Source organism: Sneathiella sp. (assembly GCF_047631475.1).
Classification (GTDB): domain Bacteria; phylum Pseudomonadota; class Alphaproteobacteria; order Sneathiellales; family Sneathiellaceae; genus Sneathiella.
Map to the genome: position 1 here is coordinate 1 of NZ_JBLHZT010000050.1, position 25,389 is coordinate 25,389.

The 25,389-nt window shown below is 48.6% G+C and carries 24 protein-coding genes; 13 read left to right on the top strand and 11 right to left on the bottom strand.

The window, feature by feature from the left end:
* The coding region (locus ACJAYR_RS15840; RefSeq protein ID WP_415237506.1) for a PAS domain S-box protein at nt 1-1,564 on the bottom strand (1,564 nt) is incomplete at its 3' end.
* Nucleotides 1,565-1,919: 355 nt separating this feature from the next.
* Between ACJAYR_RS15840 and ACJAYR_RS15845 the strand changes: the two genes are divergently transcribed.
* The 7 genes from ACJAYR_RS15845 (at nt 1,920) to ACJAYR_RS15875 (ending at nt 9,496) form a co-directional block, all read left to right on the top strand.
* Nucleotides 1,920-3,473 (top strand): ABC transporter substrate-binding protein, encoded by a 1,554-nt coding sequence (locus ACJAYR_RS15845; protein ID WP_415237507.1) that lies wholly within the window; start codon nt 1,920-1,922, stop codon nt 3,471-3,473.
* Nucleotides 3,474-3,535: 62 nt separating this feature from the next.
* Nucleotides 3,536-4,519 carry an ABC transporter permease gene (locus tag ACJAYR_RS15850; RefSeq protein ID WP_415237508.1) on the top strand — a complete coding sequence of 328 codons (984 nt, stop codon included), beginning with the start codon at nt 3,536-3,538 and terminating at the stop codon, nt 4,517-4,519.
* Nucleotides 4,516-5,436: an ABC transporter permease gene (locus tag ACJAYR_RS15855; RefSeq protein WP_415237509.1), complete on the top strand. Its 921-nt coding sequence runs from the start codon at nt 4,516-4,518 to the stop codon at nt 5,434-5,436. Before ACJAYR_RS15850 ends, ACJAYR_RS15855 begins: the two co-directional genes overlap by 4 nt.
* Before the next feature lie 2 nt (nt 5,437-5,438).
* Entirely contained in the window at nt 5,439-6,437 is a 999-nt protein-coding gene (locus ACJAYR_RS15860) for an ABC transporter ATP-binding protein (RefSeq protein ID WP_415237510.1), read from the top strand.
* Nucleotides 6,434-7,420 carry an ABC transporter ATP-binding protein gene (locus tag ACJAYR_RS15865; RefSeq protein WP_415237511.1) on the top strand — a complete coding sequence of 329 codons (987 nt, stop codon included), beginning with the start codon at nt 6,434-6,436 and terminating at the stop codon, nt 7,418-7,420. The genes ACJAYR_RS15860 and ACJAYR_RS15865 overlap by 4 nt, the downstream gene beginning before the upstream one ends.
* A 60-nt stretch (nt 7,421-7,480) precedes the next feature.
* Nucleotides 7,481-8,491 (top strand): cyclase family protein, encoded by a 1,011-nt coding sequence (locus tag ACJAYR_RS15870; protein WP_415237512.1) that lies wholly within the window; start codon nt 7,481-7,483, stop codon nt 8,489-8,491.
* Nucleotides 8,492-8,608: 117 nt separating this feature from the next.
* Nucleotides 8,609-9,496, top strand: coding sequence for a NifU family protein (locus ACJAYR_RS15875; RefSeq protein ID WP_415237513.1), 888 nt, complete (start codon nt 8,609-8,611; stop codon nt 9,494-9,496).
* 2 nt (nt 9,497-9,498) lie between these two features.
* Here ACJAYR_RS15875 and ACJAYR_RS15880 read toward each other — a convergent pair whose 3' ends face one another.
* Entirely contained in the window at nt 9,499-9,714 is a 216-nt protein-coding gene (locus tag ACJAYR_RS15880) for a hypothetical protein (protein ID WP_415237514.1), read from the bottom strand.
* Between the two features lie 194 nt (nt 9,715-9,908).
* On the opposite strand from ACJAYR_RS15880, the gene ACJAYR_RS15885 reads away from it, so the two are divergent.
* A complete protein-coding gene (locus ACJAYR_RS15885; protein WP_415237515.1) occupies nt 9,909-10,520 on the top strand; it encodes a CDP-alcohol phosphatidyltransferase family protein in 612 nt (203 codons plus the stop codon).
* 14 nt (nt 10,521-10,534) lie between these two features.
* On the opposite strand, the gene ACJAYR_RS15890 is transcribed toward ACJAYR_RS15885, so the two are convergent.
* The 3 genes from ACJAYR_RS15890 to ACJAYR_RS15900 are packed head-to-tail and all read right to left on the bottom strand — an operon-like array spanning nt 10,535 to nt 14,388.
* The gene (locus ACJAYR_RS15890) at nt 10,535-11,017 is read right to left on the bottom strand and encodes a hypothetical protein (RefSeq protein WP_169544485.1); all 483 of its coding nucleotides are present in this window, start codon (nt 11,015-11,017) and stop codon (nt 10,535-10,537) included.
* Nucleotides 11,018-11,055: 38 nt separating this feature from the next.
* Nucleotides 11,056-11,469, bottom strand: coding sequence for an RNA-binding S4 domain-containing protein (locus ACJAYR_RS15895; RefSeq protein WP_415237516.1), 414 nt, complete (start codon nt 11,467-11,469; stop codon nt 11,056-11,058).
* A 3-nt stretch (nt 11,470-11,472) separates the two neighbouring features.
* A complete protein-coding gene (locus tag ACJAYR_RS15900) occupies nt 11,473-14,388 on the bottom strand; it encodes a helicase-related protein (RefSeq protein WP_415237517.1) in 2,916 nt (971 codons plus the stop codon).
* A 234-nt stretch (nt 14,389-14,622) separates the two neighbouring features.
* Between ACJAYR_RS15900 and ACJAYR_RS15905 the strand changes: the two genes are divergently transcribed.
* Nucleotides 14,623-14,862: a hypothetical protein gene (locus ACJAYR_RS15905; protein WP_415237518.1), complete on the top strand. Its 240-nt coding sequence runs from the start codon at nt 14,623-14,625 to the stop codon at nt 14,860-14,862.
* 209 nt (nt 14,863-15,071) lie between these two features.
* On the top strand, nt 15,072-17,216 hold the full coding sequence (gene scpA / locus ACJAYR_RS15910) for a methylmalonyl-CoA mutase (protein WP_415237519.1): 2,145 nt from the start codon (nt 15,072-15,074) through the stop codon (nt 17,214-17,216).
* Between the two features lie 223 nt (nt 17,217-17,439).
* Here the strand turns inward: scpA and ACJAYR_RS15915 are convergent, their stop codons facing one another.
* Both ACJAYR_RS15915 and ACJAYR_RS15920 read right to left on the bottom strand, forming a co-directional pair.
* Nucleotides 17,440-17,844: a cytidine deaminase gene (locus ACJAYR_RS15915; protein ID WP_415237520.1), complete on the bottom strand. Its 405-nt coding sequence runs from the start codon at nt 17,842-17,844 to the stop codon at nt 17,440-17,442.
* An 8-nt stretch (nt 17,845-17,852) separates the two neighbouring features.
* Nucleotides 17,853-18,854, bottom strand: coding sequence for a proline racemase family protein (locus ACJAYR_RS15920; RefSeq protein ID WP_415237521.1), 1,002 nt, complete (start codon nt 18,852-18,854; stop codon nt 17,853-17,855).
* Between the two features lie 79 nt (nt 18,855-18,933).
* Between ACJAYR_RS15920 and meaB the strand changes: the two genes are divergently transcribed.
* From meaB to ACJAYR_RS15935, 3 genes are all read left to right on the top strand, one after another.
* Nucleotides 18,934-19,950: a methylmalonyl Co-A mutase-associated GTPase MeaB gene (gene meaB, locus ACJAYR_RS15925; RefSeq protein WP_415237522.1), complete on the top strand. Its 1,017-nt coding sequence runs from the start codon at nt 18,934-18,936 to the stop codon at nt 19,948-19,950.
* Between the two features lie 116 nt (nt 19,951-20,066).
* Nucleotides 20,067-20,354 (top strand): 50S ribosomal protein L28, encoded by a 288-nt coding sequence (gene rpmB / locus ACJAYR_RS15930; RefSeq protein ID WP_169544492.1) that lies wholly within the window; start codon nt 20,067-20,069, stop codon nt 20,352-20,354.
* A 153-nt stretch (nt 20,355-20,507) separates the two neighbouring features.
* Nucleotides 20,508-21,272 (top strand): dienelactone hydrolase family protein, encoded by a 765-nt coding sequence (locus ACJAYR_RS15935; RefSeq protein ID WP_415237523.1) that lies wholly within the window; start codon nt 20,508-20,510, stop codon nt 21,270-21,272.
* Between the two features lie 2 nt (nt 21,273-21,274).
* On the opposite strand, the gene cobT is transcribed toward ACJAYR_RS15935, so the two are convergent.
* The 4 genes from cobT to ACJAYR_RS15955 all read right to left on the bottom strand — a co-directional run bounded on the left by cobT (nt 21,275) and on the right by ACJAYR_RS15955 (nt 25,365).
* The gene (cobT, locus tag ACJAYR_RS15940) at nt 21,275-23,146 is read right to left on the bottom strand and encodes a cobaltochelatase subunit CobT (RefSeq protein ID WP_415237524.1); all 1,872 of its coding nucleotides are present in this window, start codon (nt 23,144-23,146) and stop codon (nt 21,275-21,277) included.
* Between the two features lie 2 nt (nt 23,147-23,148).
* Entirely contained in the window at nt 23,149-24,147 is a 999-nt protein-coding gene (cobS, locus tag ACJAYR_RS15945; protein ID WP_169544494.1) for a cobaltochelatase subunit CobS, read from the bottom strand.
* Nucleotides 24,148-24,192: 45 nt separating this feature from the next.
* A complete protein-coding gene (locus ACJAYR_RS15950; protein ID WP_415237525.1) occupies nt 24,193-24,789 on the bottom strand; it encodes a J domain-containing protein in 597 nt (198 codons plus the stop codon).
* A gap of 132 nt (nt 24,790-24,921) precedes the next feature.
* Complete coding sequence (locus ACJAYR_RS15955) at nt 24,922-25,365, bottom strand: helix-turn-helix domain-containing protein (RefSeq protein ID WP_415237526.1); 444 nt, start codon at nt 25,363-25,365, stop codon at nt 24,922-24,924.
* Nucleotides 25,366-25,389 lie beyond the last annotated feature (24 nt).

A 25,389-nucleotide genomic window follows, 5' to 3' on the forward strand; every position in this document is an offset into this window, starting at 1 on the left:
TGACCCACACCACCAGGCGATGATCACCATCCAGATACAGCTTTTTCCAACTCAGCAGTCCGATGAAACAGGATCCATCTTTGCGTTTAAACTCAACTTCTTGGTTGAGAACTTCACCCGTTTTTTGAAACTCCTTCAAAAGATCGACACGTTTGCTGGGTGTTTTCCAGAATTCTTCTGGGTGGGATTGAAGGATTTCTTCTGTTGTCAGGCGGAAAAGTTCCAATAACGCTTTGTTGGAAAAAATAAACTTGGTATCTGAAATATTATAGATACCAACGCCAACAGGACTGGAGGACAGTAAATTTCTGAGTTCAGCCTCCGTTTGTGTCAGCTCGGCTTCTGCAAGTTTCCGGACTTTAATCTCTTCTGATAATTCCCGGGTTCTTTCTTTTACCTGTTTTTCCAGTTCCAGAGACGCGTTTTTCAGTCTTTCTTCGGCTTTCAGTAGTGCACTGATATCAGTGGCAATTCCGGCTACGCCTTTAAGGGCGCCATTTGCATCAAAAAGAGGGAACTTGACCGCAAGATTGGTAATTTCAACATTGTCAAAATTGAAGCTTTCCTGCTCTGATATCGCTTTTTTCTGCACCAGAACTTTCTGATCATTTTCTCGAAGAACAGAGGCTATTTCATCCGGAAACAATTCGTAATCCGTTTTTCCCAGCAAGTAACCATTTGGCCAACCAATACGCTGAGTGAACTTGTTACCGGCAACAATATATTTTCCTTCCAGATCTTTGACGAAAATATACGATGGGCAATTGTCGATAATTGCTTGAAGGAGCTCTTGATTTTCTTTTAGTTCGTCCTCAGCTTTTTTGCGATCAGTGATATCGAGAATGATGCCGATTAGACCGGCAGGTTCGTTGTCGGGGCCATAAAAAATAGATTTATGAAAGACAACATCATGAGAGGACCCGTCGAAATATTTGATTGTTGTCTCATATATCTGCCTCCCACCATTTTTGAACAATTCCTCATCGGCTTGACGGTAAATGTCAGCATTTCGGCTAGGCGCAACATCATAAACGTTCCGTCCGATGACTTCTTCCCTGGTTAAGCCAAGGATTTTGGCGAAATCATCATTAACCGCTGTGTAAATATGGTCTTTGTTTTTACAAAATACGGGTGCCGGGATAACGTCGAGGAGGAGACTATTAAAAAGGTGTTCTGCCGTATTTACATCGGCGTGTGAAGAGGCCTCTGACGTTCGAATAGATAAAATGAAGGTGCCCTCTACACAGACACATTTGATTAACGCGGGAACATTTTGTTGACTGCCTGACTTAATACGGGCTTCAACTAGTTCAAGGGTTGTTTGCGCTGGTGCATGCAGAAAGCGTAATATTGACGCATGGGAGTGTGCGTCCAGTATATCTACTAAAGATGGTTTGACTTGGGCATTTGATGGAAAGTCAGCCATCCATCGTTCATTTTGAGAAAGAACAGTGCCGTCATTGTCCAGAATACAGGCTGGCTCACTTATAATTGCCAGTATCGCGTCTCTCGTGCGACTTCGTTGCTGAAGAGACATATTCTCTTTGTCGGAGGGAGTTGCCATGATTAGACTATCGTCATAAAAATAATCTTAAACTGTTTTGATTGGTAAAATTTATAAAACGGAAATGGTTTTAGAATGTTTAAGGCTTCCATCCATGCTTGATAATAGACGTAAAATTACACAATTTGTCCCATAAGTGAAAGAAGAATACGAGAAGACTTCTTTTTCGTGAAAAAAGCCGTTGCTTTGAATTATCTACTTGACGGCAGGCAAAGCTAATTTAGGGTTGTACCTTCGTGGAACCGCTCGTTTAAGAGTGGGAAAAGAAGTAAGTGGTCAATGTCCTAAGTACTGGCGGGCCGAAAATTACTCTCAAAAATTTACAATCCAGACTTGCAATTAAGGGAGGCAAGGAATGAGGAAGATTTTTACAGCTGTAGCCGCAGCTGCTATTTGCGTGGGCGCTGCTGCTGGTGTTCAGGCGAAAACATTGAAAATGGCCTATGATGCCGATCCGGTATCACTTGATCCACATGAACAATTGTCCGGTGGTACACTACAAATGTCCCACATGTTGTTTGATCCGTTGGTCCGCTGGACAAAGGATCTGGGCTTTGAAGGACGCCTGGCTGAAAGCTGGGAACGTGTTGACGAGAAAACAATGCGCTTCAAATTGCGGGAAGGTGTAAAGTTTCATTCTGGAAATGAAATGACATCATTGGACCTGGTTTGGACTTTTGATCGTTTGAAGAAAAGCCCTGATTTTAAAGGTCTTTTTGCACCGTTTGAGGCAATGAAAGTTGTCGATAAAAACACAATTGATCTGGTAACTGCAGAGCCATACCCACTTGTGCTTCATCAGGCGACCTATATTTTCGCCATGGACAGTAATTTCTACACCGGTTTTGATAGCAACGGAAAATCAAAAGCCGCGATCGTGAAGCATGGCGATGCGTTCGCATCGACAAATGTTTCCGGAACCGGGCCGTTTACAGTTGCGTCTCGTGAACAGGGTGTGAAAGTGGTTTTCAATCGTTTCGACGGATACTGGGATAAGAAATCCCCAGGGAACGTAACTGAAATCATCATGACACCAATTAAAGAAGGTCCAACGCGGGTTGCCGCTCTTCTTTCCGGTGATGTTGACTTCATTGCGCCTGTTCCACCAACCGATCTGGACCGGATCGAAAAAAATGCGGATACAAATCTAGTGACCATGGGTGGTACACGGATCATTACGTTCCAGCTCAATCAGGAACGTGTTGCGCATTTCAAAGACAAGCGGGTGCGTCAGGCCATCGTTCATGCAATTAACAATGACGGTATTGTTAAGAAGATCATGAAAGGGTTTGCCACCGTTGCCGGTCAGCAGGGACCAAGTGGTTATGCTGGATATTCTGCTGATCTTACCCCCCGGTACGATCTTGCGAAGGCAAAAGAGTTGATGAAGGAAGCCGGACTGGAAAAAGGTTTCTCAGTAACAATGATGGCACCAAATAACAGGTATGTTAATGATGCCAAAATTGCTGAAGCCGTCGCCAGCATGCTGTCTAAAATCAATATTAAAGTTGATTTGAAAACCATGCCAAAAGCACAATACTGGCCAGAATTTGATAAACGTTCCGCAGACATGATGATGATTGGTTGGCATTCAGATACAGAAGATTCAGCGAATTTTTCTGAATTCCTGACAATGACACCAAATGCAGAAACGGGTTATGGCCAATATAACAGTGGCAATTATTCCAATGCAAAAGTGGATGAACTGGTCTTGAAAAGCCAGAGCATGACGGACCCAGTTGAACGGTCCAAAGTTTTGCAGATGGTTGAAAAGATCCTGTATGATGACGCTGCATTCGTGCCGCTTCATTGGCAGAATCTGGCTTGGGCCGCCCGCAAGGGTGTGAATATCGAGCCAATCGTCAATGTAATGAACTTCCCATATCTGGGTGATTTAGTCGTCGATTAAGTTGATGTAAAAAAGCTGATGCCGGGTAACCGGCATCAGCTTTCTTTTTAAAGGTGATCGGTTTGGACTATCTTTATTTTGCCATTCGACGATTGTTGCAAGCCGTGCTTGTCATGTTTGTCATCAGTCTGATTGGCTTTTCAATTCAAGACAATCTTGGGGATCCATTACGCGAGCTGGTTGGGCAGTCTGTTTCTGAGGATGAACGGCAGGCCATGCGCGAAAGAATGGGTCTTAATGATCCTTTCCTTATTCAATATGGCCGGTTTCTGGGCAATGCGGTTCAAGGGGATTTAGGGAACTCCTATTTCTTTAAAAAACCAGCGTTGGAGGTTATCGCCGCCAAATTCCCAGCAACATTGGAGCTGGTTATAGGCGCGACCATTATTATTATAACTTTCGCGGTTCCATTAGGTATCTATTGCGCAATCCGACCGAAAAGTTGGCTTGCAAGATTTGTTATGGGTTTCAGTATCGTCGGAATTTCTGTTCCTGTCTTTCTGACCGCTATTTTTTCCATTTATATTTTTTCAGTCGAGCTGGGCTGGATGCCCTCTTTCGGGCGCGGCGAGACATCTGATTTGCTAGGATGGAACTCCGGTTTTCTAACCGTTGACGGACTGGTTCATCTGATCCTGCCCAGTTTGTCCCTGGCATCCATCATGATGCCACTCTTTATTCGATTAATTCGCTCTGAAATGATGGAAATTCTTCAGATGGAATATATTCGATTTGCATGGGCAAAGGGTTTGTTTCCGAAACGTATATGGTTTTTGCACGCCTTTAAAAATACGCTTCTTCCCGTTATTACCGTCGGCGGGGTACAGGTGGGAACAATGCTTGCCTATACGATTTTGACGGAGAGTGTTTTCCAGTGGCCCGGCATGGGGTTCCTGTTTCTGGAAGCTGTTAATCGGGTGGATACCCCCCTGATCATCGCCTATATCATCGTCGTTGGTCTAATTTTTGTCGTAACAAATACGTTCGTTGATCTGATCTATACCTGGGTTAATCCGACCGTCAAACTGGTGGGGCAGAAATCATGAGCGTTTTGTCAGGAATTCTGAATTCAGATCTGGTCTTTCGGTTTAAGCGGGACAAAGTTGCCGTTGTCAGTTTGACAATTGTTCTTTTTCTGGTTCTGGCGGCGGTTTTTGCGCCGCTTATCGCCCCATATGATCCTTATGATCTCACTACAATTGACATAATGGATAGTGAACTTCCTCCGGCCTGGAATGAAGGAGAAGGGGATCCGCGCTTTCTTTTGGGAACAGATCCCCAAGGCCGCGATATGTTGAGTACCATTCTTTACGGAATGCGTATTTCGCTGACGATTGGTTTTCTGGCCGTTTGCCTGCAAGCTGTCATCGGTGTCACCATCGGGTTGCTGTCTGGATATATTGGTGGCCGTGTTGACGCGTTCTTTATGCGGCTGGCTGATATCCAGCTGTCACTTTCCACTTTGATGGTCGCGATTATTACCTTGGCTGTCTTTCAGGCGGGCTTTGGTGCTGAATTATACAGTGAACTTGCCATTGTAATGTTGGTCCTGGTTATCGGCATTGCGGAATGGCCTCAATATGCACGGACCGTTCGCGCGTCCGTTCTTGCGGAAAAGCATAAGGAATATGTGGACGCCGCACGGGTCATGGGGATGAGTTCCCGGCGGATAATGGTGCGTCATATCCTGCCGAATACCATTTCTCCTATTTTGGTTATTTCAACCATTCAGGTGGCAAACGCCATTATTTCAGAAGCGGCCTTATCCTTCTTGGGGTTAGGAATGCCGGTTAATAAGCCCTCTCTTGGCTCTCTTATTTCGAGCGGCTTCGAGTTTATTTTTAGTGGTTCATGGTGGATTACTGTAATCCCCAGCATTGTGCTGATCGTATTGATCCTGAGCATTAATTTGCTCGGTGACTGGTTGCGCGATGTATTGAATCCAAAGTTATATAAGGATTGATAATGGCTTTATTGGAAGTAAAAGACCTTGAAGTCCAATTCCCACTCGGGCGAAAAACCCTTCAAGCCTTGTATGGTGTCAATTTTACCTTGGATAAAGGGGAAAGACTGGGGATCGTAGGGGAAAGTGGCGCAGGTAAATCGGTTGCCGCCTTTGCAATTCTGAACCTGCTGAGTAAGCCCGGCCGTATTTCAGCCGGCGAAATTCTGTTTGAAGGTCGGGATATAAGCAAGCTGAGTGATACAGAAATGCGCACTTTGCGCGGAAACCGTATCAGTATGATCTTTCAGGATCCGATGATGACCCTAAATCCGGTCCTGACAATCGGAACTCAGATGATCGAGTGTTTGAAAGCACATCGCGATATTTCAGATGAAGAGGCAACCCGGATTTCTGTGGCCAAGTTAAGAGAGGTTATGATCCCGTCGCCTGAAAATCGCATGGATAGCTATCCGCATGAATTGTCCGGTGGGATGCGCCAGCGAGTGGTTATAGCGATTGCGCTTCTGACCGATCCAGCCATTATTGTTGCGGATGAGCCAACCACGGCATTGGATGTTACCATTCAGGCCGAAATTATGGAGTTGATGTTGGAGCTCTGCAAAAACCACAATGTTGGATTGATCCTGATTACCCATGATCTGGCTGTTGTCAGTCAGGTAACCGAACGCATCATGGTGATGTATGCTGGTCGTGTGGTGGAGGAGGGGCCGACACAAGAGGTTATTCAACGGCCGCAGCATCCGTATACCCGCGGCTTGATCAAGGCATTGCCTCAGGAAAATGTCCCGGGTGCGCGGCTTAATCAAATTCGCGGGGCGATGCCGTCTCTGGATGCGATCCCCCAAGGATGTGCATTTAATCCGAGATGCGATTTTTGCAGTGAACACTGCTTGAAAAATATTCCTGACCTCATTGGAAAGGGCGACCACCATGCAGCCTGTTTCAAGGTTGATGAAATGGCTGCATTTCAGTCCAATCAAATCGGGGGGAACTCATGACGAACCCTCAAGGCCTTGTTGATATCCAGAATGTGGAAAAAAAGTTTGGCGGCGGCGGTGGCTTCCTGTCAACAAAACAGCCCGTTGTCAGTGCGCTGAACGGGGTCTCTTTGACGATCAACAAAGGGGACAAATTCTGCCTGGTCGGCGAAAGTGGTTGCGGAAAGTCAACCCTTGCGCGGACTGTCATTGGGCTTCATCCGCCAAGCGCAGGAGAGATCTATTATGCAGGACAGCGAATAGATGCGCTTTCGGCAAAGGAGAGACGTCCATACACTCTGAAGATGCAGATGATTTTTCAAAACCCTTATGCATCGCTTAATCCGCGCATGACTGTTTTACAGGCTTTGGAGGAGCCCTTGCAAATTCACTGTCCTGAATTATCGAAACAACAGGTTCGGGAAAAAGTTGAAGAGGTTATGTTATCTGTTGGGAACGACCCGGCGTGGGGGGATCGGTACCCGCATGAATTTTCAGGGGGACAACGGCAGCGTATCAGTATCGCTCGGGCGCTTATGCTGGACCCGGAATTTGTTGTTGCTGACGAACCTATTTCTGCGCTTGATGTTTCAATTCAGGCTCAAGTCCTGAACGTAATGATGGATGCGCAGGAACAACGGGACCTGACCTATCTTTTTATTACACACGACTTGTCTGTTGTTGAACATTTCGGGAGCCGCGTCGCCGTGATGTATCTTGGGACCGTCTGCGAGCTTGCAGATACCAAGTCGCTGTTCGCAACCCCGCGTCATCCCTATACACAGGCATTGCTCAGCGCAATTCCGAAAATGGGGGGCGGCGATGACGGAAAACATGTGAAAATGACTGGGGAAGTGCCGACAGCAATGGATCTGCCAGAAGGTTGTGTGTTCCATCCCCGGTGTCCGTTTGCCAATGACCGATGCCGAAAAGAAGTTCCGAAACTTCTGCATAACGGAGAGACTGAGACAGCGTGTTTCGCGGTTGAAGAGGGGCGTATCTGACAAGTCATGTGATGAAGTGAAAATCTGTCAAATCTATAAAAGCAAAAAAAGGAAACGACGATGAGCAGATGGAAAGTAAAACCTGAGGGATCAAACTGGGGTGATTTTGGTGAACAGGACCAAAATGGACGCCTTAATCTGATTACAGCAGAAACAATTCGGGAGGCGGCGAAAGAAATTCAAACTGGCGAGCGGTTTTGCCTAAGCTTACCGCTGGATCTTCCGGGTGGGAACCTGTTGAATGCAGGGCGGTTTCCCCCGGAAATCCGACCAACGCTTCGCAATGGAAAAGCAAATGCCAGCTATGCACTTTCCAATGATTTTCCCAATTTTACCGATGTGATCAGTGACGATGCTGTCCTGATCCATATGCAATATTCCTCTCAGTGGGATGGCCTGTCGCATGTAGGGCATGAATTCGATGTCATGGGAGCCGGGCAGACCGAGAAAGTTTATTATAACGGTTTCAAGGCTGGACAGGATATTCGGGGACCAGAAGATGAAGGGGGCATGTATGCGCATGCTTTGGGTATTGAGACAATGGCCGCGAAAGGTGTTCAGGGCCGAGGCGTGCTGATTGATCTGTATTCCCGGTATCGCAATGATCCAGTCTCTGTGGGATACGACGATCTCATGACCATTATGGAGGAAGACGACGTATTGGTAGAGCCAGGTGATATGGTTTGCCTTCATACAGGCTTCGCACAGCTTATTGTGGATATGAAAGGACAGCCGGATGCACATCGGCTACATCATTCCTGTGCTACGCTAAATGGGCGGGATGGGAAATTGTTGAACTGGATAACGGATAGCGGTCTTTCGACGCTGATTGCTGATAACTATGCGGTTGAGACTTATCCTTCGCATAAAGGGGATGGGTGCTGCGCGGCGCTGCCTTTGCATGAACATTGCCTGTTCAAACTGGGCATACATCTAGGGGAGTTGTGGCATTTAACACCCCTTGCACGATGGCTGAAAGAGAACGGGCGCAGCCGGTTCTTTCTGACGGCACCACCGCTTCGCCTGCCGGGGGCGGTCGGTTCTCCAGCAAATGCGATTGCAACGGTTTAATTCGATCCCTTGCAACTGCCCTACTTGTATATATGTTAATGATACCGCTTGCTCTTATGGCTGCAATTTGATAGCTCACTGTTTCAAGTAGGATTTTGTGATGTTTGGAGTCCCCTAATGTTTATTCAGACCCAGCCTTTGTCAGATGAAGACCGGATGCAATTTTTCCCGGGACGCCAAGTGCTGCCAAACGGCAGTGTTTTGTTTGATGATGCGGAAAAAGGGAAAGAAAAATCACCTTTGGCGGCGCGTCTTTTTGATATTCCAGGGGTTCAGGCAATTGAATTTGGCGAAGATGTCATCACAGTAACAAAGCTTTCTGCTGCGGAAAAAGGTCCGATGTGGATACAGCTAAAACCGATGGTCCTAGCGGCGATAATGGATCATTACATGACCGGAATGCCGGTTTTAAATGGTCCAATTTCAGAAGTGGGCGAGAATAGCTATTCCGATGAAGATCAGGTCATCGTTGATGCGGTTAGAGAGCTGGTCGAGGAGAGAGTACGCCCCCAATTGCTGGATGATGGTGGCGACCTGCAATTTAAAGCTTATGATCCGACAACGGGGCTTATTACCCTTGAAATGGATAGTTCCGGCCTCAGTACCCCTGCTTTTGGCACACAAATCAAAATCGAAAACACCATCAAGCATTTTGTGCCTGAAATCTCGCGGGTAAAATTTGATCGAATGGTTCAGGAAACAGAAGTTGAAGACGGCGACCGTCCGGGCTTACGGACCCCTGAGGCCGAAGCAATTCGCATTTTGCTGGAAACGCGAATTAATCCTGCAATTGCCGCGCATGGCGGATATATCGATTTGATCGATATTCAGGAAGATGTTGCCTATGTAGAGATGGCTGGCGGGTGTCAGGGGTGCGGAATGGCCGATGCAACTTTAAAGCAGGGTGTCGAAGTCGAGATTAAAAAGGCGGTCCCATCGATCGGTCAGGTTCTTGATGTAACCGATCATGCTGGCGGAACGAACCCGTATTATACGGGTTACTAAGCCTATTCCATCAATTCAACGGCTTTAATAACAAAGCCTCGGTCCGCCCGGTATTTGCGTTTGGCGATGGACCATGCTTCTTCGATAGTCTCGGCAACGATTTCGAAATAGTGTGTATCTGCCCACTCGTCATTTAGGTGTTTGTGATGCTCTCCGTCTTGTAGAGCCTGTAAAACCTCTTGATTGAAAACAGCTGCTTCAAAATTTTTCGGCATCATGTCGTGTCCGCTTCGATTAAATACTCTACACACTTTTGGCAGATAACGGTTAATAGAGTATTATTATTGTGGTGCAGATCGAAAAATCATTGGATATACCTCACGTTTTTGCGAGATAGTGTGGCGGCCCCTTACATGTTTTTTTATTTTGGATTAAGCACGTAGGTCAATATTACAGCTTTTTAGAGTTTGCTATGTTCGACGCAGCCCTTCGCCATCTTATCAATCCACCGTTAAACATGCTGGGTGCACGGCTTGCGGCTTTTGGCGTATCAGCCAACTCCGTCACTTTAACCGGTTTTGTCGTTGGCCTGCTTGCTGTCCCCTGCATTATCTACGAGTCTTACCTACTGGCACTTATCCTTATTTTGGTGAATCGGTTGTTGGATGGCCTCGATGGTGCCGTTGCGCGCCAATCATTGCTAACCGATTTTGGCGGTTATCTTGATATCGTATGCGATTTTATTTTTTATGGGGCCATCGTCTTTGCATTTTCCTTTGCAAGTCAGGGCAATGCCCAGGCTGCGACCTTCCTTATTTTCAGTTTTATCGGCACCACGTCGACATTTTTGACCTATGCGATTATGGCGGAAAAACACAAGATCACCACGGATATTCGCGGCATGAAGTCACTGTATTATCTTGGTGGCCTGACGGAAGGAGCAGAGACAATTGCAACCTTCGTCCTATTTTGCCTGTTTCCCCAGTTTTTTGTACAAATCGCCCTGATCTTTGGTGCGATGTGCTGGATAACAACAGGGACGCGCATTTATGCGGCCTGGGTTACTTTCAAAGGAAAAGGGTGACCAGAAGCCGGCGCCTATTTGGCGCGGCTTGTCCAGCTGATCAGGTCTTTTTCAAGTGCTTCGATCACGTCATCGCTCAGAGTTTCCAGCCAAAGCTGAAAACCGCGCTGCAGGTCTTTTGCAGTCAGATCCTCATCATAAGCTCCGAACAGAATTTCCTTGAATTCATCGAGTGTATCGCATTCAAATTCATTGTCATCCGGATCAAAAGCATCAATCTTTTCAAGCGCTTCTGGAGAGGATGTGGCAGCGAAATAAGGAATTTCTTCTTCCAGCGAATAACCGCCCCATTCGAGCCACCAAGCCTCACTCTTCGGGGTGCCTAGATCCCATGCATAGGTCACTTCGGCTTCGATTTCCTTTGCGGTTTCTTTCGCAGCGAGCTCAAGCTGTTTTGCATCTCCAGTGACTGAAAGTTTGATTGGAGCAACTTTGAAATATCCGGTTTGTCCATCATTCCAAGCGGTGAAAAATTTGTCGAGTTTTGTTACTGACATTGGTCTGTCTTCCTTGTTCAAACCTTAGGACGGTTTGGTTAGTCTTGTATGTCTGCGTCTTGCCGGAATTTGTCAAGTGCACGCCGATCTGCCTTTGTCGGGCGGCCAGCACCTTTCTCTCGTTTAGGTGTCGCGCTTGAACTTTCCGGTTTTTTAGGGGCATCTTCAGGGGGGGCAAGATCTTCGTAAAGCGCTTGCGCCTCTGGCGCAGGGCCCCTGCGCTCGCCGATAGACAGTATTTTTATAACCCTGATACTCTTCGCTTGCGGAAAAGTCAGGATATCACCTGCACGAACTGAGACGCTTGGCTTTGCAAGTATAACACTGTTGAGCCGGACTTTTTTCGACTGAACGAGTTTGGTTGCCAGATTTCTGCTTTTAAAAAATCTGGCAAACCAAAGCCATCTGTCAACGCGAATAGTGTCTTCGGTATTCGCAGATTGTGTTGTCATTCGTTACTTCGTGTTCAAGGTTTTCAGAATTGCAAAAGGTGAATCTGGATCGATCTGTTTTGCCTTTGGCGCCTGTTTTGGATGGTTTGGCTTGAACTTTTTGCCATCCGGTTTCTTTTTATGACCCTTGTTAGGTTTCTGACCAAGGGCAGGCCGTTTACGTTTTTTGAACGGAACCTTTTGATATGTCAGCTCGTCCCCTTCACCTTTGGCGCCATAACCAAGATTTTCAAGGATCAGCGTGAACTGCTCGCGGGTTGTCCCGACTAAAGACAACATCTCATGGGTTGGTTTGAAAGGCAGGTTGCGAGGTTTGTCCTTCTTGGACGTTTCGCTGCTTGTGTCCGGGCTGCTTGGCTGGGTTTCCTTGGCGTCCGCCTTTGCGACCGACTTATCCTCGGCTGTATCGTCCTGAGCAGGCGGTGAAGCTTCTTTATCCGCAGTGCCTTCGGTCTCTATCGGTTCGGTTGGGGCGTCAGCAATGCCAGTATTCGTGCCAGAGTCAGTGCTAGTATCAGTATCAGTGCTAGTACCAGCCGCTTCGCCTTGCACATCTTCTGATGCGGTAGGCGCAGTTTCAGTAAGGTCCGAAGCGGCATTATCAGATTTTGTTTCGGCCTCTGGCTTTTCGGTTTTGTCCGCCGTATTGCCATTGGAGGCAGTATCCGTTTCCAGAAGGCCCCGAGATGCCCTCCTTAAAAGGCCAGCAAGCCGATCCAGCATATCAAGACGGATCGCCAAGGTATCAAAAAGCGCATAACCTGCGGTCAGGTAGAAGTTCCTTGGCAGTTTTTCCGTTACTTCAAAAGAAACACGGCCCGCGGGCGGTGGTGCCGGGATAGTGGAGCGTTCCTCATGGATCGCCCATAACAGACACCGAAGGGCGGTCGGGTCCGGTTTTAGAAGAATGGGCATAAAAACATGTTCGTAACCAACACGCAGGCCCCCAAATTTTAACCGGCCAAAATCTTTTTTATCCAGATTGCGGATCTGGTCGTTCACCCGAAAGCGGGGAAGGGCGCCCAGATTTTCGCTGACCTGAAAAGCAATACCGCGTGCGGCCCCGACCAATGGAAGGTCCGCCAGTTTGACAAGTGGGCTTAATCGCTTTTCAATCTCAGCCGTAACCCAATCGTTTAACCGCTTGGTACTCTGTTCCAGAGAAACGCCGTTGAGTTGTTCACTTGCCAGAAGCGTCACTTTTGGCCGCAGCACGGATTCTCCTTTTGACAACCGTCCGACGGTCATTTCTTTCCAGATGATTTCGCCCTGATCACTCAGGGAGAATTCTTCATCTTCAGAAGAGGAAAGTGCTTGTGCTCTCGCGGTTATTTCGCGGGCGACGGCTTTATTGCCTGCGTTACGCAATGTGCGTCCATCGGAATTTCCCGATGACATATCTGCTATGAAACGCAAACCTGTTAAAGTACCGACAAAGTGTCCTTCAACGTGAACTTCGCCTGTGTCGTTTATTACTGCTTCCAATTGACCAGTGTCTCTCAGTTTACGCACCAAAACGGCGGTGCGACGATCTACAAATCTTTGCGTCAGGCGCTCATGCAGAGCATCTGACAGGTTATCTTCTATTCTACGGGCAACATTCTGCCAATGCTTATAATCATCTACCCAGTCAGAAACATGCGAAATATACGTCCAAGTTCGAGTATGAGCAATGCGTGTTGCAAGAGTATCAATGTCACCGTCACTTTTTTCAAGTTTTCGAAGGTGCCCAGCGATCCAATCTGTTGGCAGCGTACCACTTTTATCTTGCAGATTCATGAAAATCTGTTTCAAAAGTCGGACATGAACATCATGCATGGTTCTTCGAAAGTCAGGAACTTGACAAACTTGCCATAACTGACGGACTTTCGACGCGTTCTGTGAATACCGTTGAATGTCGGGATCCGCAGCCAGCGCCTTTAGGGTTCTATAGTCGTCTGGATCGCGAGGGGAGACAAGTCCTTTATATTTTGGCGGTTGTTCCAAAGCCCGGATCAGATCACGGGTTGTATTGAACGGCAAATCGCGGTTGCGCCAGCATAGATGGCGTAATTTTTCAAACCGATGATCTTCGATTTGTTCGACCAATTCATCGTCCAACGGTTCTACATTGGCGGTGACGCCGAAACTACCGTCGTTCATATGCCGTCCGGCACGGCCTGCTATCTGCGCAAATTCAGCCGCGTTCAGATGCCGCCCCATCAAGCCATCAAATTTATAAGTGCTGGCAAAAGCCACATGGTCGATATCCATGTTGAGGCCCATGCCGATCGCATCCGTCGCGACCAGATAATCCACGTCTCCAGACTGGTATAACTCTACCTGAGCGTTGCGTGTTCGGGGCGACAGGTTTCCCATGACAATGGCGGCGCCGCCGCGCTGACGGCGTACAAGCTCTGCGATGGCGTAAACATCCCCGGAAGAAAAAGTAACAATCGCGCTTCGTGAGGGAAGGCGCGACAGTTTTTTAGGTCCGCGATAGCTCAGTTTTGAAAGGCGTTCCCTGCTTGTAAAATTTGCATCAGGCACCAGCTTTTTTATCCAGTCCCGAATGATGTCCGAGCCCAGAAACATTGTTTCCTGACGGCCGCGCGCATATAGCAGGCGGTCAGTGAAGATATGGCCACGTTCCGGATCAGCTGCAAGTTGGATCTCGTCAATTGCAATAAATTGGAAAGGACGGTCTAGCGGCATCGCCTCAACGGTACAGATATAATAGGCGGCGTGAGGCGGGATAATTTTTTCTTCCCCGGTAACCAAGGCTACGTTAGCGGCGCCTTTCTGTTTGACAATCCGATCATAGACTTCGCGTGCTAGAAGCCGAAGGGGAAGCCCGATCATACCATCACTATGGCCCATCATTCGTTCGACGGCCAAATGGGTTTTACCCGTATTGGTCGGCCCAAGGACTGCAGTCACGCGGCCATGAAATCCAGTAGTGTTTTGGGAAGAGGAAGAGAACATAGAACCTTTTTCAGTAGCCTGTCGGCAGTCCTTAAAAAGCCTCCGAAAATACGGTTCAACTGAGACTGTCTTCATACAAATATAATGTGGCGCTATCGGTTTCCACTTTTTTTTATACTTTTTTGAACCGATCCGCGTTTGCCGGCGACCCACTGTGTATACCGACAAACTTAAAAGGGATCTGGCGTTATGAAAAAAATTATTATTATGACATTGCTGTGTACGATTGGTTTTTCATCAAATTTGTTAGCTCGTGGGGGCGATGGCGGGGATTGCCTGGAATGTGATGGCAGTGGGTATTTCCCCGACGCCGGTCCATCGGAAACCGCGGATCAGGCGGATGAGGGCGCAGAAGAAGCCGCCAAGCCAGCCTGTGAGATGGTCGCTGTTTCGGGGTCGGAAAAATTTTGTCTCGATCCAAGGCTATAGACCCGGTTTTTGCTTATTTCGAAGATCAAATTTCTATGCTGAGCCAAACGTTTGTTAGATTTAGTTGCTGAAATCGGCGTATGCTGATAAAAAATGAGGCAACAAAGCAATGATACGGGCGGCAAAACACATCCAAAATTGACATTCAGATGTGGTGCGGTGCACAATCTTGCAAAAAAATACCGCACGATAATAGAGGAAGTGACGAAATGAGCGAGTTTCCAAAACCGGACCGGACTGAATGGGACGCCTTGGCGGAGAAAGAACTTCGAGGCCGGAGCGTTGATGACCTGATTTGGGATACCCCGGAAGGAATTGATGTTAAGCCGCTTTATACGTCCGAAGATGTTTCTGGACTGGAGCTTGAACAGGAACTCCCGGGGTTTGCTCCCTTCAAGCGCGGTGTTCGGGCGACCATGTATGCCAACCGCCCGTGGACGATCCGTCAATATGCGGGTTTCTCTACGGCTGAAGAATCAAACGCGTTCTATCGCAGAAATCTAGCAGCTGGCCAAAAGGGTCTGTCCGTTGCTTTCGACCTTGCGACACATCGTGGATATGACAGCGACCATCCAAGGGTCGTGGGCGACGTTGGTAAAGCCGGGGTGGCGATTGATTCTGTTGAGGATATGAAAATCCTGTTTGACGGAATTCCGCTCGATAAAATGTCTGTCTCCATGACGATGAACGGAGCCGTTCTTCCCATTCTGGCAAGCTATATTGTCGCGGCTGAGGAGCAGGGTGTCTCACCGGACCAGCTTGCAGGAACGATCCAGAATGACATTCTGAAGGAATTCATGGTTCGGAATACCTACATCTATCCTCCGGCACCGAGCATGCGGATTATTGGAGATATTATTGGTTATACGTCTCGCAATATGCCGCGTTTCAATTCTATTTCGATCTCCGGCTATCACATGCAGGAGGCTGGTGCGACGCAGGTTCAGGAATTGGCATTTACAATCGCTGATGGCCTTGAATATGCCCGCGCAGCGATTGCTTCAGGTCTGAAGATTGATGATTTTGCCCCGCGGTTGAGCTTCTTCTTCGCCATTGGCATGAATTTCTTTATGGAAGTTTCCAAGCTGCGCGCCGCTCGTGTTCTTTGGGCTCGGGTAATGAAACAATTCGATCCGCAAAATCCGCAATCCCTGATGTTGAGAACCCATTGCCAAACCTCCGGGGTCAGTCTGACCGAGCAGGACCCTTATAACAATGTGATCCGGACAGCCTATGAAGCGATGGCTGCTGTTTTGGGTGGAACCCAAAGCCTGCATACCAATGCATTGGATGAAGCGATTGCGCTGCCGACAGATTTTTCTGCAAGAATTGCAAGAAACACCCAGCTTATCTTGGCTGAAGAAACAGGCGTGACCAATGTAATCGACCCATTAGGCGGTAGTTATTATGTAGAAAGCCTAACCAATTCGCTTGTTGAGGACGCCTGGAAAATCATCCAGGAAGTCGAAGCCTTGGGGGGGATGACGAAGGCGGTGGAAAGTGGCATGCCGAAGCTTCAGATTGAAGAATCTGCGGCGAAGCGCCAGGCGCGTATCGACTTGGGTGAAGAAACGATCGTCGGGGTGAACAAATATGGTCTCGAAAAAGACGATAGCAATATTGAAATTCTTGATGTGGACAACACCGAAGTTCTGCGTCAGCAGGTCGCCCGCCTTGAAAAAATTCGTTCCACACGGGATGAAGCTGCATGTCAGGCGGCGCTTGACGCATTGACGGAAGGCGCTAAAGGCGATGCCAATCTGTTGGATCTGTGTGTAAACGCCGCCCGCGTACGGGCGACCGTAGGGGAGATTTCAGACGCTATGGAAAAAGTTTTCACCCGCCACCGTGCCGAAATTCGATCCATTTCAGGTGTTTATGGCGCCGCCTATGAGGGGGATGAAGGGTTTCAGAAAATCCAAAAAGATATTGAGAACTTCGCACAGGAACAAGGGCGCCGCCCTCGTATGCTGGTTGTAAAACTGGGACAAGATGGGCATGACCGAGGGGCAAAAGTTATTGCCACGGCCTTTGCTGATATCGGATTTGACGTTGATGTTGGACCACTGTTTCAAACGCCAGCGGAGGCTGCAAAAGACGCGATCGAAAGTGATGTGCATGTTATCGGTATTTCTTCTCAGGCAGCAGGGCACAAAACACTGGTCCCGCAAATTATTGCGGAACTGAGGGCGGAAGGCGCTGACGATATCCTTGTTGTTTGTGGCGGGGTTATTCCCGCGCAGGATTATGATGCCTTGTATGATGCTGGTGTTGCCGCCATTTATGGACCGGGCACCAATATTCCCGCCGCGGCGGCGGAAGTACTGGAATTGATCCGCAAGCAAAATAGCTGATTTTCAGGATATACGGGGGACCGGGGCAGGCGCGCATTTGGTCTCCCATATTCTTCAGCGGCCATACCATGCACGGCCATACCGCCGTTTTAGGTCACGGTATGGCCCTCTAAGCTGTGTTTTTGATTATGTGTCTATGCTGCAGGCCTTACGGTTTTTCTATCCGGTTTCAGGCCATCTTTCTTTAATGGAAACACGTTGGGACCGGCGTTCATGCTATCGGCTAAAAACGAAAACTGTCCGGCAGCAGTTGTTCCATAGAAACCCGTATGTCAGTTTGTTTCCCGCGATACTGAATTGCGGTTTGAGGATGCGAAAATTCAGCAATTACCTGACGGCAGGCCCCGCACGGAGAGCAGGGGATTGATTTCCCATCCGCATTTTTGTTTGTGACGACAATTTCCTCCAATTTGATAGATGGGCCTTCAGCGGCAACCGCCTGCGCAATGGCATTTCTTTCGGCGCAGATGGTTAAGCCGAAAGAAACATTTTCAACATTGCAGCCAACATAGATATTACCCGAACTGGTTAGAACGGCGGCGCCAACAGAGAAGTTGGAATAAGGTGCGTAGGCCTGCGCCATAATGGATGTGGCCCTGGCAACGAGCTCGTTTGTCTTTGGTGTCATCTTTTTTCCTATCGCAATAAGAAGCCGCTGCCGAGCATATCATCATCCTCAGCAGTGAATTCTGCTATTCCAGAGTAGTGGGCTCTACCGCTGACTTCAACTGTTACGCCTTTGTATCGATCAATGGTCGCATGGCTTTTTACCGTCGCTTTGAAAACAGATCCTGTAATGCTTTCAAAATGATAATCTTGGTTTTCGTCAAGACCGCCTTTTGCGGCCAAAATTGCAAGTCTTGCAGCGTTTCCCGATCCGGTGGGGCTGCGATCCAGTTGGCCGTCGGCAAATACGCAGATATTTTTGGACGGTTTTGGTCCGGCTCCCGTCTGACCGTCCGTGAAAATAATGCCATACAGATAATCGATATCGGGCTCGACGGGGTGGGTGATTTCGACCTCTTTATTGATGGCTTGTTTTAAAATATTTGCTGCCAAGATAAAGTCCTGCGCCGGTGTGCTACTTAAATTCAGCCCAATAGAAGCTGCATCCAAAATGCCGTAAAAGGCGCCACCAAATCCGATATCCAACTCGACCGGTCCGTAGGGCGCGGTGTTTACGAACTGGTCAATTTTAAAGGCAAATGATGGCGCACTTTCGAAACGGACAGCCGTTGAGCGACCATCATGAATATCCACCGTTGCTTTGATCAGACCGCTAGGGCATTGAAGTGTTACATGGGCAACACCGTTAATTGGTTCAACAATTCCATGGTCAACCGCATAGCGTCCGAGGGCAATAATCGCGTGCCCGCACATGGTGCCATATCCTTCATTATGCATGAAAATAACGCCAAAATCGGCATCGTCGGTGTCTGCGGGGACAAGTAACGCGCCATACATATCCCGGTGACCTCTGGGTTCGAACATCAAAAAGCGGCGGTAATGATCGGCTTCGTCTCTCAGGTAACGTCTTTTTTCTGCCAAGGTTAAGCCATTCGGTAACGGAACCCCTTCGGTAATGATGCGAAGTGGTTCTCCTCCTGTATGCATTTCAACTGTTTTAATCGGGTTCATCAGATGTTCCTTGGATTTTGAGTGAAATAGCGTGGCAAAATTCTTGACGGATGCGTCGTATTTTCCGATACCTGATAGGATGACAATAAAGAAACAAAAAGTCGGTGCCAATACCGAAGAAATGGCCAGAAAAATCCGGGAGGGCAACCGTCGGTATCTGGCTCGGGCCATCACCCTTGCTGAATCAATCCGTACAGACCACCAGGAGCAGGCTCAGAGCTTGCTGACGTCTTTGCTGCCAGACACAGGGAACTCTATCCGCATCGGTATTTCGGGAACTCCTGGTGTTGGAAAGTCGACCTTCATTGAGGCTTTTGGAAAGTTTCTGACGGCGAAAGGTCACAAAGTTGCGGTCCTGACCATTGACCCGTCCTCCAAACGGACAGGGGGCTCCATCCTGGGCGATAAGACGCGTATGGAAGAGCTTTCCCGGGACCCTAATGCATTTATCCGCCCTTCCCCTTCAGGAGGCTCTTTAGGCGGTGTTGCGCGCCGTACAAGAGAGGTCATGTTGCTGTGTGAAGCTGCTGGCTTTGATGTGATCCTGATCGAGACGGTAGGGGTCGGGCAATCAGAAACGACGGTTGCTGATATGGTCGATATGTTCATGCTGTTACTCGCACCGGCGGGCGGGGACGAATTGCAGGGCATTAAACGTGGGGTGATGGAGCTTGCGGATATTATCGTCATCAATAAGGCGGATGGCGATCTGGTGCCTGTTGCGAAGCGCGCGGCGGCGGAGTACCGCGGAGCGGTTGGGCTGATGCGGCCAAAAAGTAAACATTGGATGCCCAAGGTGCTTATGACATCTGCGTTAAAGAAAACCGGGATAGAAGAATTATGGGAAACCATCGGGAAATATCGGGAAGCCCGTGAAGAGCATAATGAGCTTGATCAACAGCGGGAGGATCAGGCCTCAGCGTGGATGTGGGCGGAACTGGATGAGTCATTAATGAATCGGTTGAAATCCCATGAACAGGTCTCGGCGGATCTTGTCGGAATGGAGCGGGCAGTGAAGGCTGGTGAACTTAGTCCAACTGCTGCGGCGCAGCAACTTCTGGCTACTTTCCTAGGGAATTCGGGACGGGGTCAGTAAAAAAGTCTTAAAATGAGTCAATTAGGCTTGACGGAAGCGGCTCCATTCCGTAAAAGCCCTCAATCGCACCGGCTATAACGCCGGTATTTCTAATTCTTGTTCGAGTGAGGTGCACTATGGCCCGTCGTTGTGAATTGACAGGTAAAGGTGTTCAGGCTGGCAACAATGTCAGTCATGCCCATAACAAAACCCGTCGCCGTTTTCTGCCTAACGTGCAGGATGCTCGGCTGATGTCCGACGCTCTTGGCCGTTCTTTCAGTCTGAAAGTTTCTGCCGCTGCATTGCGCTCTGTAGAGCATAATGGCGGTTTGGATAACTTTCTTTTGAAAGCACGTGACGAAAAACTGTCACTTCAGGCACGTCGTGTTAAGCGGGATGTCAAAAAAGCAGTCGCAACAGCGTAACTGGTTTTTATTACAATATTCGAGAAAACGGACTGCCTTTGGCGGTCCGTTTTTTTATGTCTCATTTCAAGTAATTGGTGTTTACCAGTTGCCCCGTGCAAAACTACTCCTATTTGATTCCTAAGGCGCTTGATATAACTTGGGAAATACAGAATGTATGCACGACGGGAAATATTGAAATCATTGGGTGCGGTGCCACTTGCCACTATTCTTGCCAGCCCTGAGCTTGCAAAGGCAGCCGCGTCAACGCTCGAAAATCAAACATTAAAGCTGGACAACGGGAAGTCTGTTTCTGCCGCTCTTGCCCTGCCTGACGGGGGCCCTGCACCTGCCGTCATGCTTATCCATGAATGGTGGGGGCTGAATGATCAGATTAAGTCGGTGGCAGCCGAGTTTGCGAAATCCGGTTATGTAGCTCTCGCCGTTGATCTGTATAGCGGCAATGTTGCGACGGATCCGGAGGGGGCCCGCAAATATATGCAGGCAACAGATGCAAAAGAAGCGACCGAAACCTTGCAGAAATGGAATGGCTGGTTACGGGGGCATCAGGCAACAACAAACCACTTAGGCACAGTCGGGTGGTGTTTCGGGGGTGGTTGGTCCTTAAATGCGTCAATCGCGTCTCCTGTGGATGCTACGGTCGTTTATTATGGTAATGTGACGCGCAGCCCCGAAGAACTTGTAAAGTTACAGGGACCCGTTCAGGGGCACTTCGCGACCCAGGACAAATGGATCAATCAAGAAATGGTGGATGGGTTTGTCGCGAATATGAAAAAAGCAGGGCAAAAAGATCCAGAAGTTTATTGGTATGAGGCTGATCACGCTTTTGCGAACCCTTCTGGTGGGCGGTATGATCAGGAAGACGCGCAATTGTCCTGGCAGAGAACGCAGGCCTTCCTGAAAACGCATTTAGGATAGGGCTACCAGCCCATGGGGTTCTTCTTTTGAGAGCCTGTTTTGTTTTCGTCAAAGAGATCAGCGAGCTGTTCCATCATAACGCCGCCCAACTGTTCAGCGTCTATAATGGTGACAGCTTGCTGATAATATCGGGTTACGTCATGACCGATACCAATGGCGATCAACTCAACCGGTGATTTTTTCTCGATCCATGCAATCACATCGCGCAGATGACGATCAAGATAGTTGCCGGGATTGACCGACAGGGTACTGTCATCGACCGGAGCGCCATCGGAGATCACCATCAGGATGCGACGTTGTTCAGGACGGCCCAACAATCTGTTATGCGCCCACAACAGGCCCTCGCCGTCGATATTTTCTTTCAACAGACCTTCTTTCAGCATAAGGCCGAGTGATTGCCTCGCCCGCCGGTAGGGGTAGTCTGCTGGTTTGTAAATAATGTGACGCAGGTCGTTTAGACGTCCCGGATTGGCTTCTTTCCCCTGTTCAAGCCATTTTTCCCGAGATTGTCCGCCTTTCCAGGCACGAGTTGTAAAGCCAAGAATTTCTACCTTCACAGAACACCGTTCCAGTGTTCTGGCGAGAATATCTGCTGAAATTGCGGCAATAGAAATTGGCCGACCCCGCATGGACCCGGAATTGTCGATCAATAACGTCACGACAGTATCGCGGAAGTCCGTGTCCTGTTCCTGTTTAAACGAGAGGGGAAGGAGGGGATCAACAACAATACGGGATAACCGTGCGGCATCCAGAATGCCTTCTTCCAGATCAAAGTCCCAGGATCTGTTTTGCTGAGCCTGCAATTTCCGTTGAAGACGGTTGGCAAGTTTGCTGACCAACGCATGCATATTTGAGAGCTGCTGATCAAGTTGCTGTCGCAACCGGCTTAGTTCTTCATGCTCACACAGATCATGTGCCTGAACCACTTCATCAAACTCGGTAGTAAATGCTTTGTAGGGTGGGCCCTCCAGAAAGTTCCGGAAGTCATCTGGATAAGCAGGCTGCTTGTCTTTGCCGGCTTCTTCGCCATCACTGGCGCTTTCCTGTTCAGCGCTTTCACCAGCTTCCGTATCCGTGCTGTCTTCGCCAGCGCCTTCTTGTGCGGCCGCATCTTCTGCAGCGCTTGCTTCTTGGGCTTCATCATCCCCTTCAGCGCCACTGCTTTCGGCTTCGGGTTCCTGTTCGCCCTCATCGCCGTCGCCGGTTTCGTCGCTTTGCGAGTCTGCGCCTTCTGCATCGTCGTAAAGATCAAGGTCTTTCAAAAGCTGCTTGGCCGCCTTTGCAAAGTCTTCCTGGCTAGCGGCAGTTTCAATCAGGTCATTAAAGTCCTGTTCGCCTTTTTCTTCCAGTTCATCGCGCCAAAGATCAACCATATGGCTGGCGCTGGAAGGCACTGGCGTTCCAGTTAGTTTTTCGCGAACCAGCAATCCGAGGACTTCGGCTAGCGGAGCGTCTTCTTTACTGTAAATACGATCAAAACCGGATTCTTTGCAGCGGGTATCCAGCTGTCGATACAGGTTGTCTGCGACACCCTTCATCCGGTTGGCGCCTAAAGATTCTACCCGGGCCTGTTCAATTGTATCGAAAACGGTTTTCGCGTCCCCGCCGGCCGGCACCAATTTAGAATGCAGAGCATCATCATGATACCGCTGGCGAAGGGCAAGGCTATCCGATTTGCCTCGTACTTTGTGGATGTCTTCAACAGGAAGGTCCCGCGCAGGGTTCGGTAACCGGGCACGATGAGCCGCAAGTCCAGGCTGGTCATTGCCATAAATGACATCCAGTTCCTTGTCTTGTGACATGGCTCTCATGGTGGCGGTGACAGCGCGTTTGAACTTTTCCGCGGGAGCCTCTTTATCCTTTGATAGAGACACGGTTAGGACGTCACAATATTTGCCGCAGATTCAGGGAGCTCCTCACCGAAGCTTCGCTGATAGTATTCTGCAACAATCGGGCGTTCCATTTCATCGCATTTATTCAGGAACGTAACCCTGAATGCAAAACCAACATCCCCGAAAATTTCAGCATTTTCGGCCCAGGTAATCACTGACCGAGGACTCATGACAGTTGAAATGTCACCAGAGATAAAACCAGATCGGCTTAACTCGGCGCAGGCGATCATCGAGCGAATAGTCTTGCGTCCTTCTTCTGTGTCATATGAAGGCAACTTGGCGATAACAATTTCGGTTTCGTGGGCTTCTGGCAGATAGTTCAACGTCGTAACGATGTTCCACCGGTCCATCTGGCCTTGGTTTAGCTGTTGTGTGCCGTGGTAAAGCCCAGTGGTGTCGCCCAAACCGATTGTGTTTGTCGTTGCGAACATACGGAAAGCGGGATGCGGACGGATAACCCGGTTCTGATCGAGCAATGTCAGTTTGCCTTCAACCTCGAGGACCCGCTGAATAACGAACATTACATCAGGGCGACCAGCGTCATATTCATCAAAAACAATGGCTGTTGGTGATTGCAGCGCCCAAGGAAGAATACCCTCGCGAAATTCTGTGATCTGTTTGCCATCTCGCAACACGATGGCATCTTTACCAACCAGATCGATACGGGAAATATGACTATCAAGATTAACCCGGATGCACGGCCAGTTCAGTCGGGCGGCTACCTGTTCGATATGGGTTGACTTGCCTGTTCCGTGATAGCCCTGAACCATAACGCGGCGATTAAAAGCAAATCCCGCCAGAATGGCCATGGTTGTGTCATGGTCAAAAACATAAGTTGGATCCAGGTCGGGAACCAGATCTGAAGTTTGACTGAAAGCCGGGACTTCAAGGTCCGTATCAATCTTGAAGACTTCACGGGCTGAAACCGTGGTGTCGGGAAGATTTATTTCCGGTGCGCTTCCGGCAAGTTCTAAAGGCGTCATAACGTTTCCGTATCTTGAGTTTGGACTTTTTTCTTAACGGCTGATTTAGGAATTACCGCATGAAAGAAGGTGTGTATAGGCCTGATTGATTTTTTTTAATATTTCTTCTGCCTGTTTATCCCCGCCGTGAAGATCGGGATGGAATTTTTTGGCGAGCTCTTTATGCCGGCGTTTGATGTCTTTTATTTGGCAGCCCGGCTCAAGGTTGAGAACAGCAAAGGCTTCTCTATCTTTTGCATCAAAAGAAACCTCTTCTGTCGATCGACGCCGATTGGCATCGCGTTCATTGAACTGATCATGCCCTGTTTCGCGCCTGAAATCAAATGGATCATCATACTTGAACTCGGTCTTTGAATTGTTCGCGGGAGCGCCCATTTTCCAGGTCGGGCGATGTCCGGTGATATCCTCGTCTTTATATTTGAGAATTTCATTATCCGACATTCCTTCGAAGAAGTTCCAGGACTTGTTGAATTCTCGAATATGGGCCAAACAAAACCACCGATAATCGTTGGGTGTTCCCCTGTCCATTAAGCGCGACTTGGGTGCCCGAAATTCGCCGGGCTCCTGACATTGCTGATGATCGCAAATCCTTTGCTGGGAAATGTCGTCGGCCATGGAATGTTTAAAATCATACTTCTTCATAGCACTATTATGGGGCCGCTACCCAGTGGAGGCAAGGCTAAGAGCCATGAATCTACGAAAATATGTCAGCTTCATCACAAAAGATAAGCGCGCCATGATTTTTTAACGCAGCGCGCTTCGCTTTGAGGGCTGTTAAACCTTTTCCTTTGTGTCTTCTGTATGTTGAGAAAGGGCACGGGCCAGATGGCTGAGCGCATCCTGATATTTTTCATTTTTGATTTGCGCAAAATTGCGGGCCATCTCAAGGCACATTCGTTGCCGGGTGGAGGTTTCAGCTGTGTCCGTCGCCTGAAGATTATCAAAGAAATAGTTGATCGGAACATTTAGCGCGCTGGCGATACTGTATAATCGACCGGCAGAAATCCGGTTGATGCCGCGTTCATATTTGTGCGCCTGCTGGTAGGTGACGCCGATAAGATTGGCCATTTGTTGCTGGGTGTAACCCATTAGAATGCGTCTTTCGCGAATGCGGTTTCCGACGTGAACATCAATATGGCGGGTAAGAGGCTCTTCTTCAGACTTGCTGGAATTCGAGACGACTTTTACATGCTTTCTTACCTTGCCGTGGACAGTCATGTTTTTCTCCGGTCAATCTGGGTG

Bases quoted from the DNA above. Each gene is read 5' to 3' on its own strand.
- ACJAYR_RS15845 (WP_415237507.1), top strand. From the start codon at position 1,920: ATGAGGAAGATTTTTACAGCTGTAGCCGCAGCTGCTATTTGCGTGGGC.
- ACJAYR_RS15855 (WP_415237509.1), top strand. From the start codon at position 4,516: ATGAGCGTTTTGTCAGGAATTCTGAATTCAGATCTGGTCTTTCGGTTT.
- ACJAYR_RS15860 (WP_415237510.1), top strand. From the start codon at position 5,439: ATGGCTTTATTGGAAGTAAAAGACCTTGAAGTCCAATTCCCACTCGGG.
- ACJAYR_RS15865 (WP_415237511.1), top strand. From the start codon at position 6,434: ATGACGAACCCTCAAGGCCTTGTTGATATCCAGAATGTGGAAAAAAAG.
- ACJAYR_RS15870 (WP_415237512.1), top strand. From the start codon at position 7,481: ATGAGCAGATGGAAAGTAAAACCTGAGGGATCAAACTGGGGTGATTTT.
- ACJAYR_RS15875 (WP_415237513.1), top strand. From the start codon at position 8,609: ATGTTTATTCAGACCCAGCCTTTGTCAGATGAAGACCGGATGCAATTT.
- ACJAYR_RS15880 (WP_415237514.1), bottom strand. From the start codon at position 9,714: ATGATGCCGAAAAATTTTGAAGCAGCTGTTTTCAATCAAGAGGTTTTA.
- ACJAYR_RS15885 (WP_415237515.1), top strand. From the start codon at position 9,909: ATGTTCGACGCAGCCCTTCGCCATCTTATCAATCCACCGTTAAACATG.
- ACJAYR_RS15890 (WP_169544485.1), bottom strand. From the start codon at position 11,017: ATGTCAGTAACAAAACTCGACAAATTTTTCACCGCTTGGAATGATGGA.
- ACJAYR_RS15895 (WP_415237516.1), bottom strand. From the start codon at position 11,469: ATGACAACACAATCTGCGAATACCGAAGACACTATTCGCGTTGACAGA.
- ACJAYR_RS15905 (WP_415237518.1), top strand. From the start codon at position 14,623: ATGAAAAAAATTATTATTATGACATTGCTGTGTACGATTGGTTTTTCA.
- scpA (WP_415237519.1), top strand. From the start codon at position 15,072: ATGAGCGAGTTTCCAAAACCGGACCGGACTGAATGGGACGCCTTGGCG.
- ACJAYR_RS15915 (WP_415237520.1), bottom strand. From the start codon at position 17,844: ATGACACCAAAGACAAACGAGCTCGTTGCCAGGGCCACATCCATTATG.
- ACJAYR_RS15920 (WP_415237521.1), bottom strand. From the start codon at position 18,854: ATGAACCCGATTAAAACAGTTGAAATGCATACAGGAGGAGAACCACTT.
- meaB (WP_415237522.1), top strand. From the start codon at position 18,934: ATGACAATAAAGAAACAAAAAGTCGGTGCCAATACCGAAGAAATGGCC.
- rpmB (WP_169544492.1), top strand. From the start codon at position 20,067: ATGGCCCGTCGTTGTGAATTGACAGGTAAAGGTGTTCAGGCTGGCAAC.
- ACJAYR_RS15935 (WP_415237523.1), top strand. From the start codon at position 20,508: ATGTATGCACGACGGGAAATATTGAAATCATTGGGTGCGGTGCCACTT.
- cobS (WP_169544494.1), bottom strand. From the start codon at position 24,147: ATGACGCCTTTAGAACTTGCCGGAAGCGCACCGGAAATAAATCTTCCC.
- ACJAYR_RS15950 (WP_415237525.1), bottom strand. From the start codon at position 24,789: ATGAAGAAGTATGATTTTAAACATTCCATGGCCGACGACATTTCCCAG.
- ACJAYR_RS15955 (WP_415237526.1), bottom strand. From the start codon at position 25,365: ATGACTGTCCACGGCAAGGTAAGAAAGCATGTAAAAGTCGTCTCGAAT.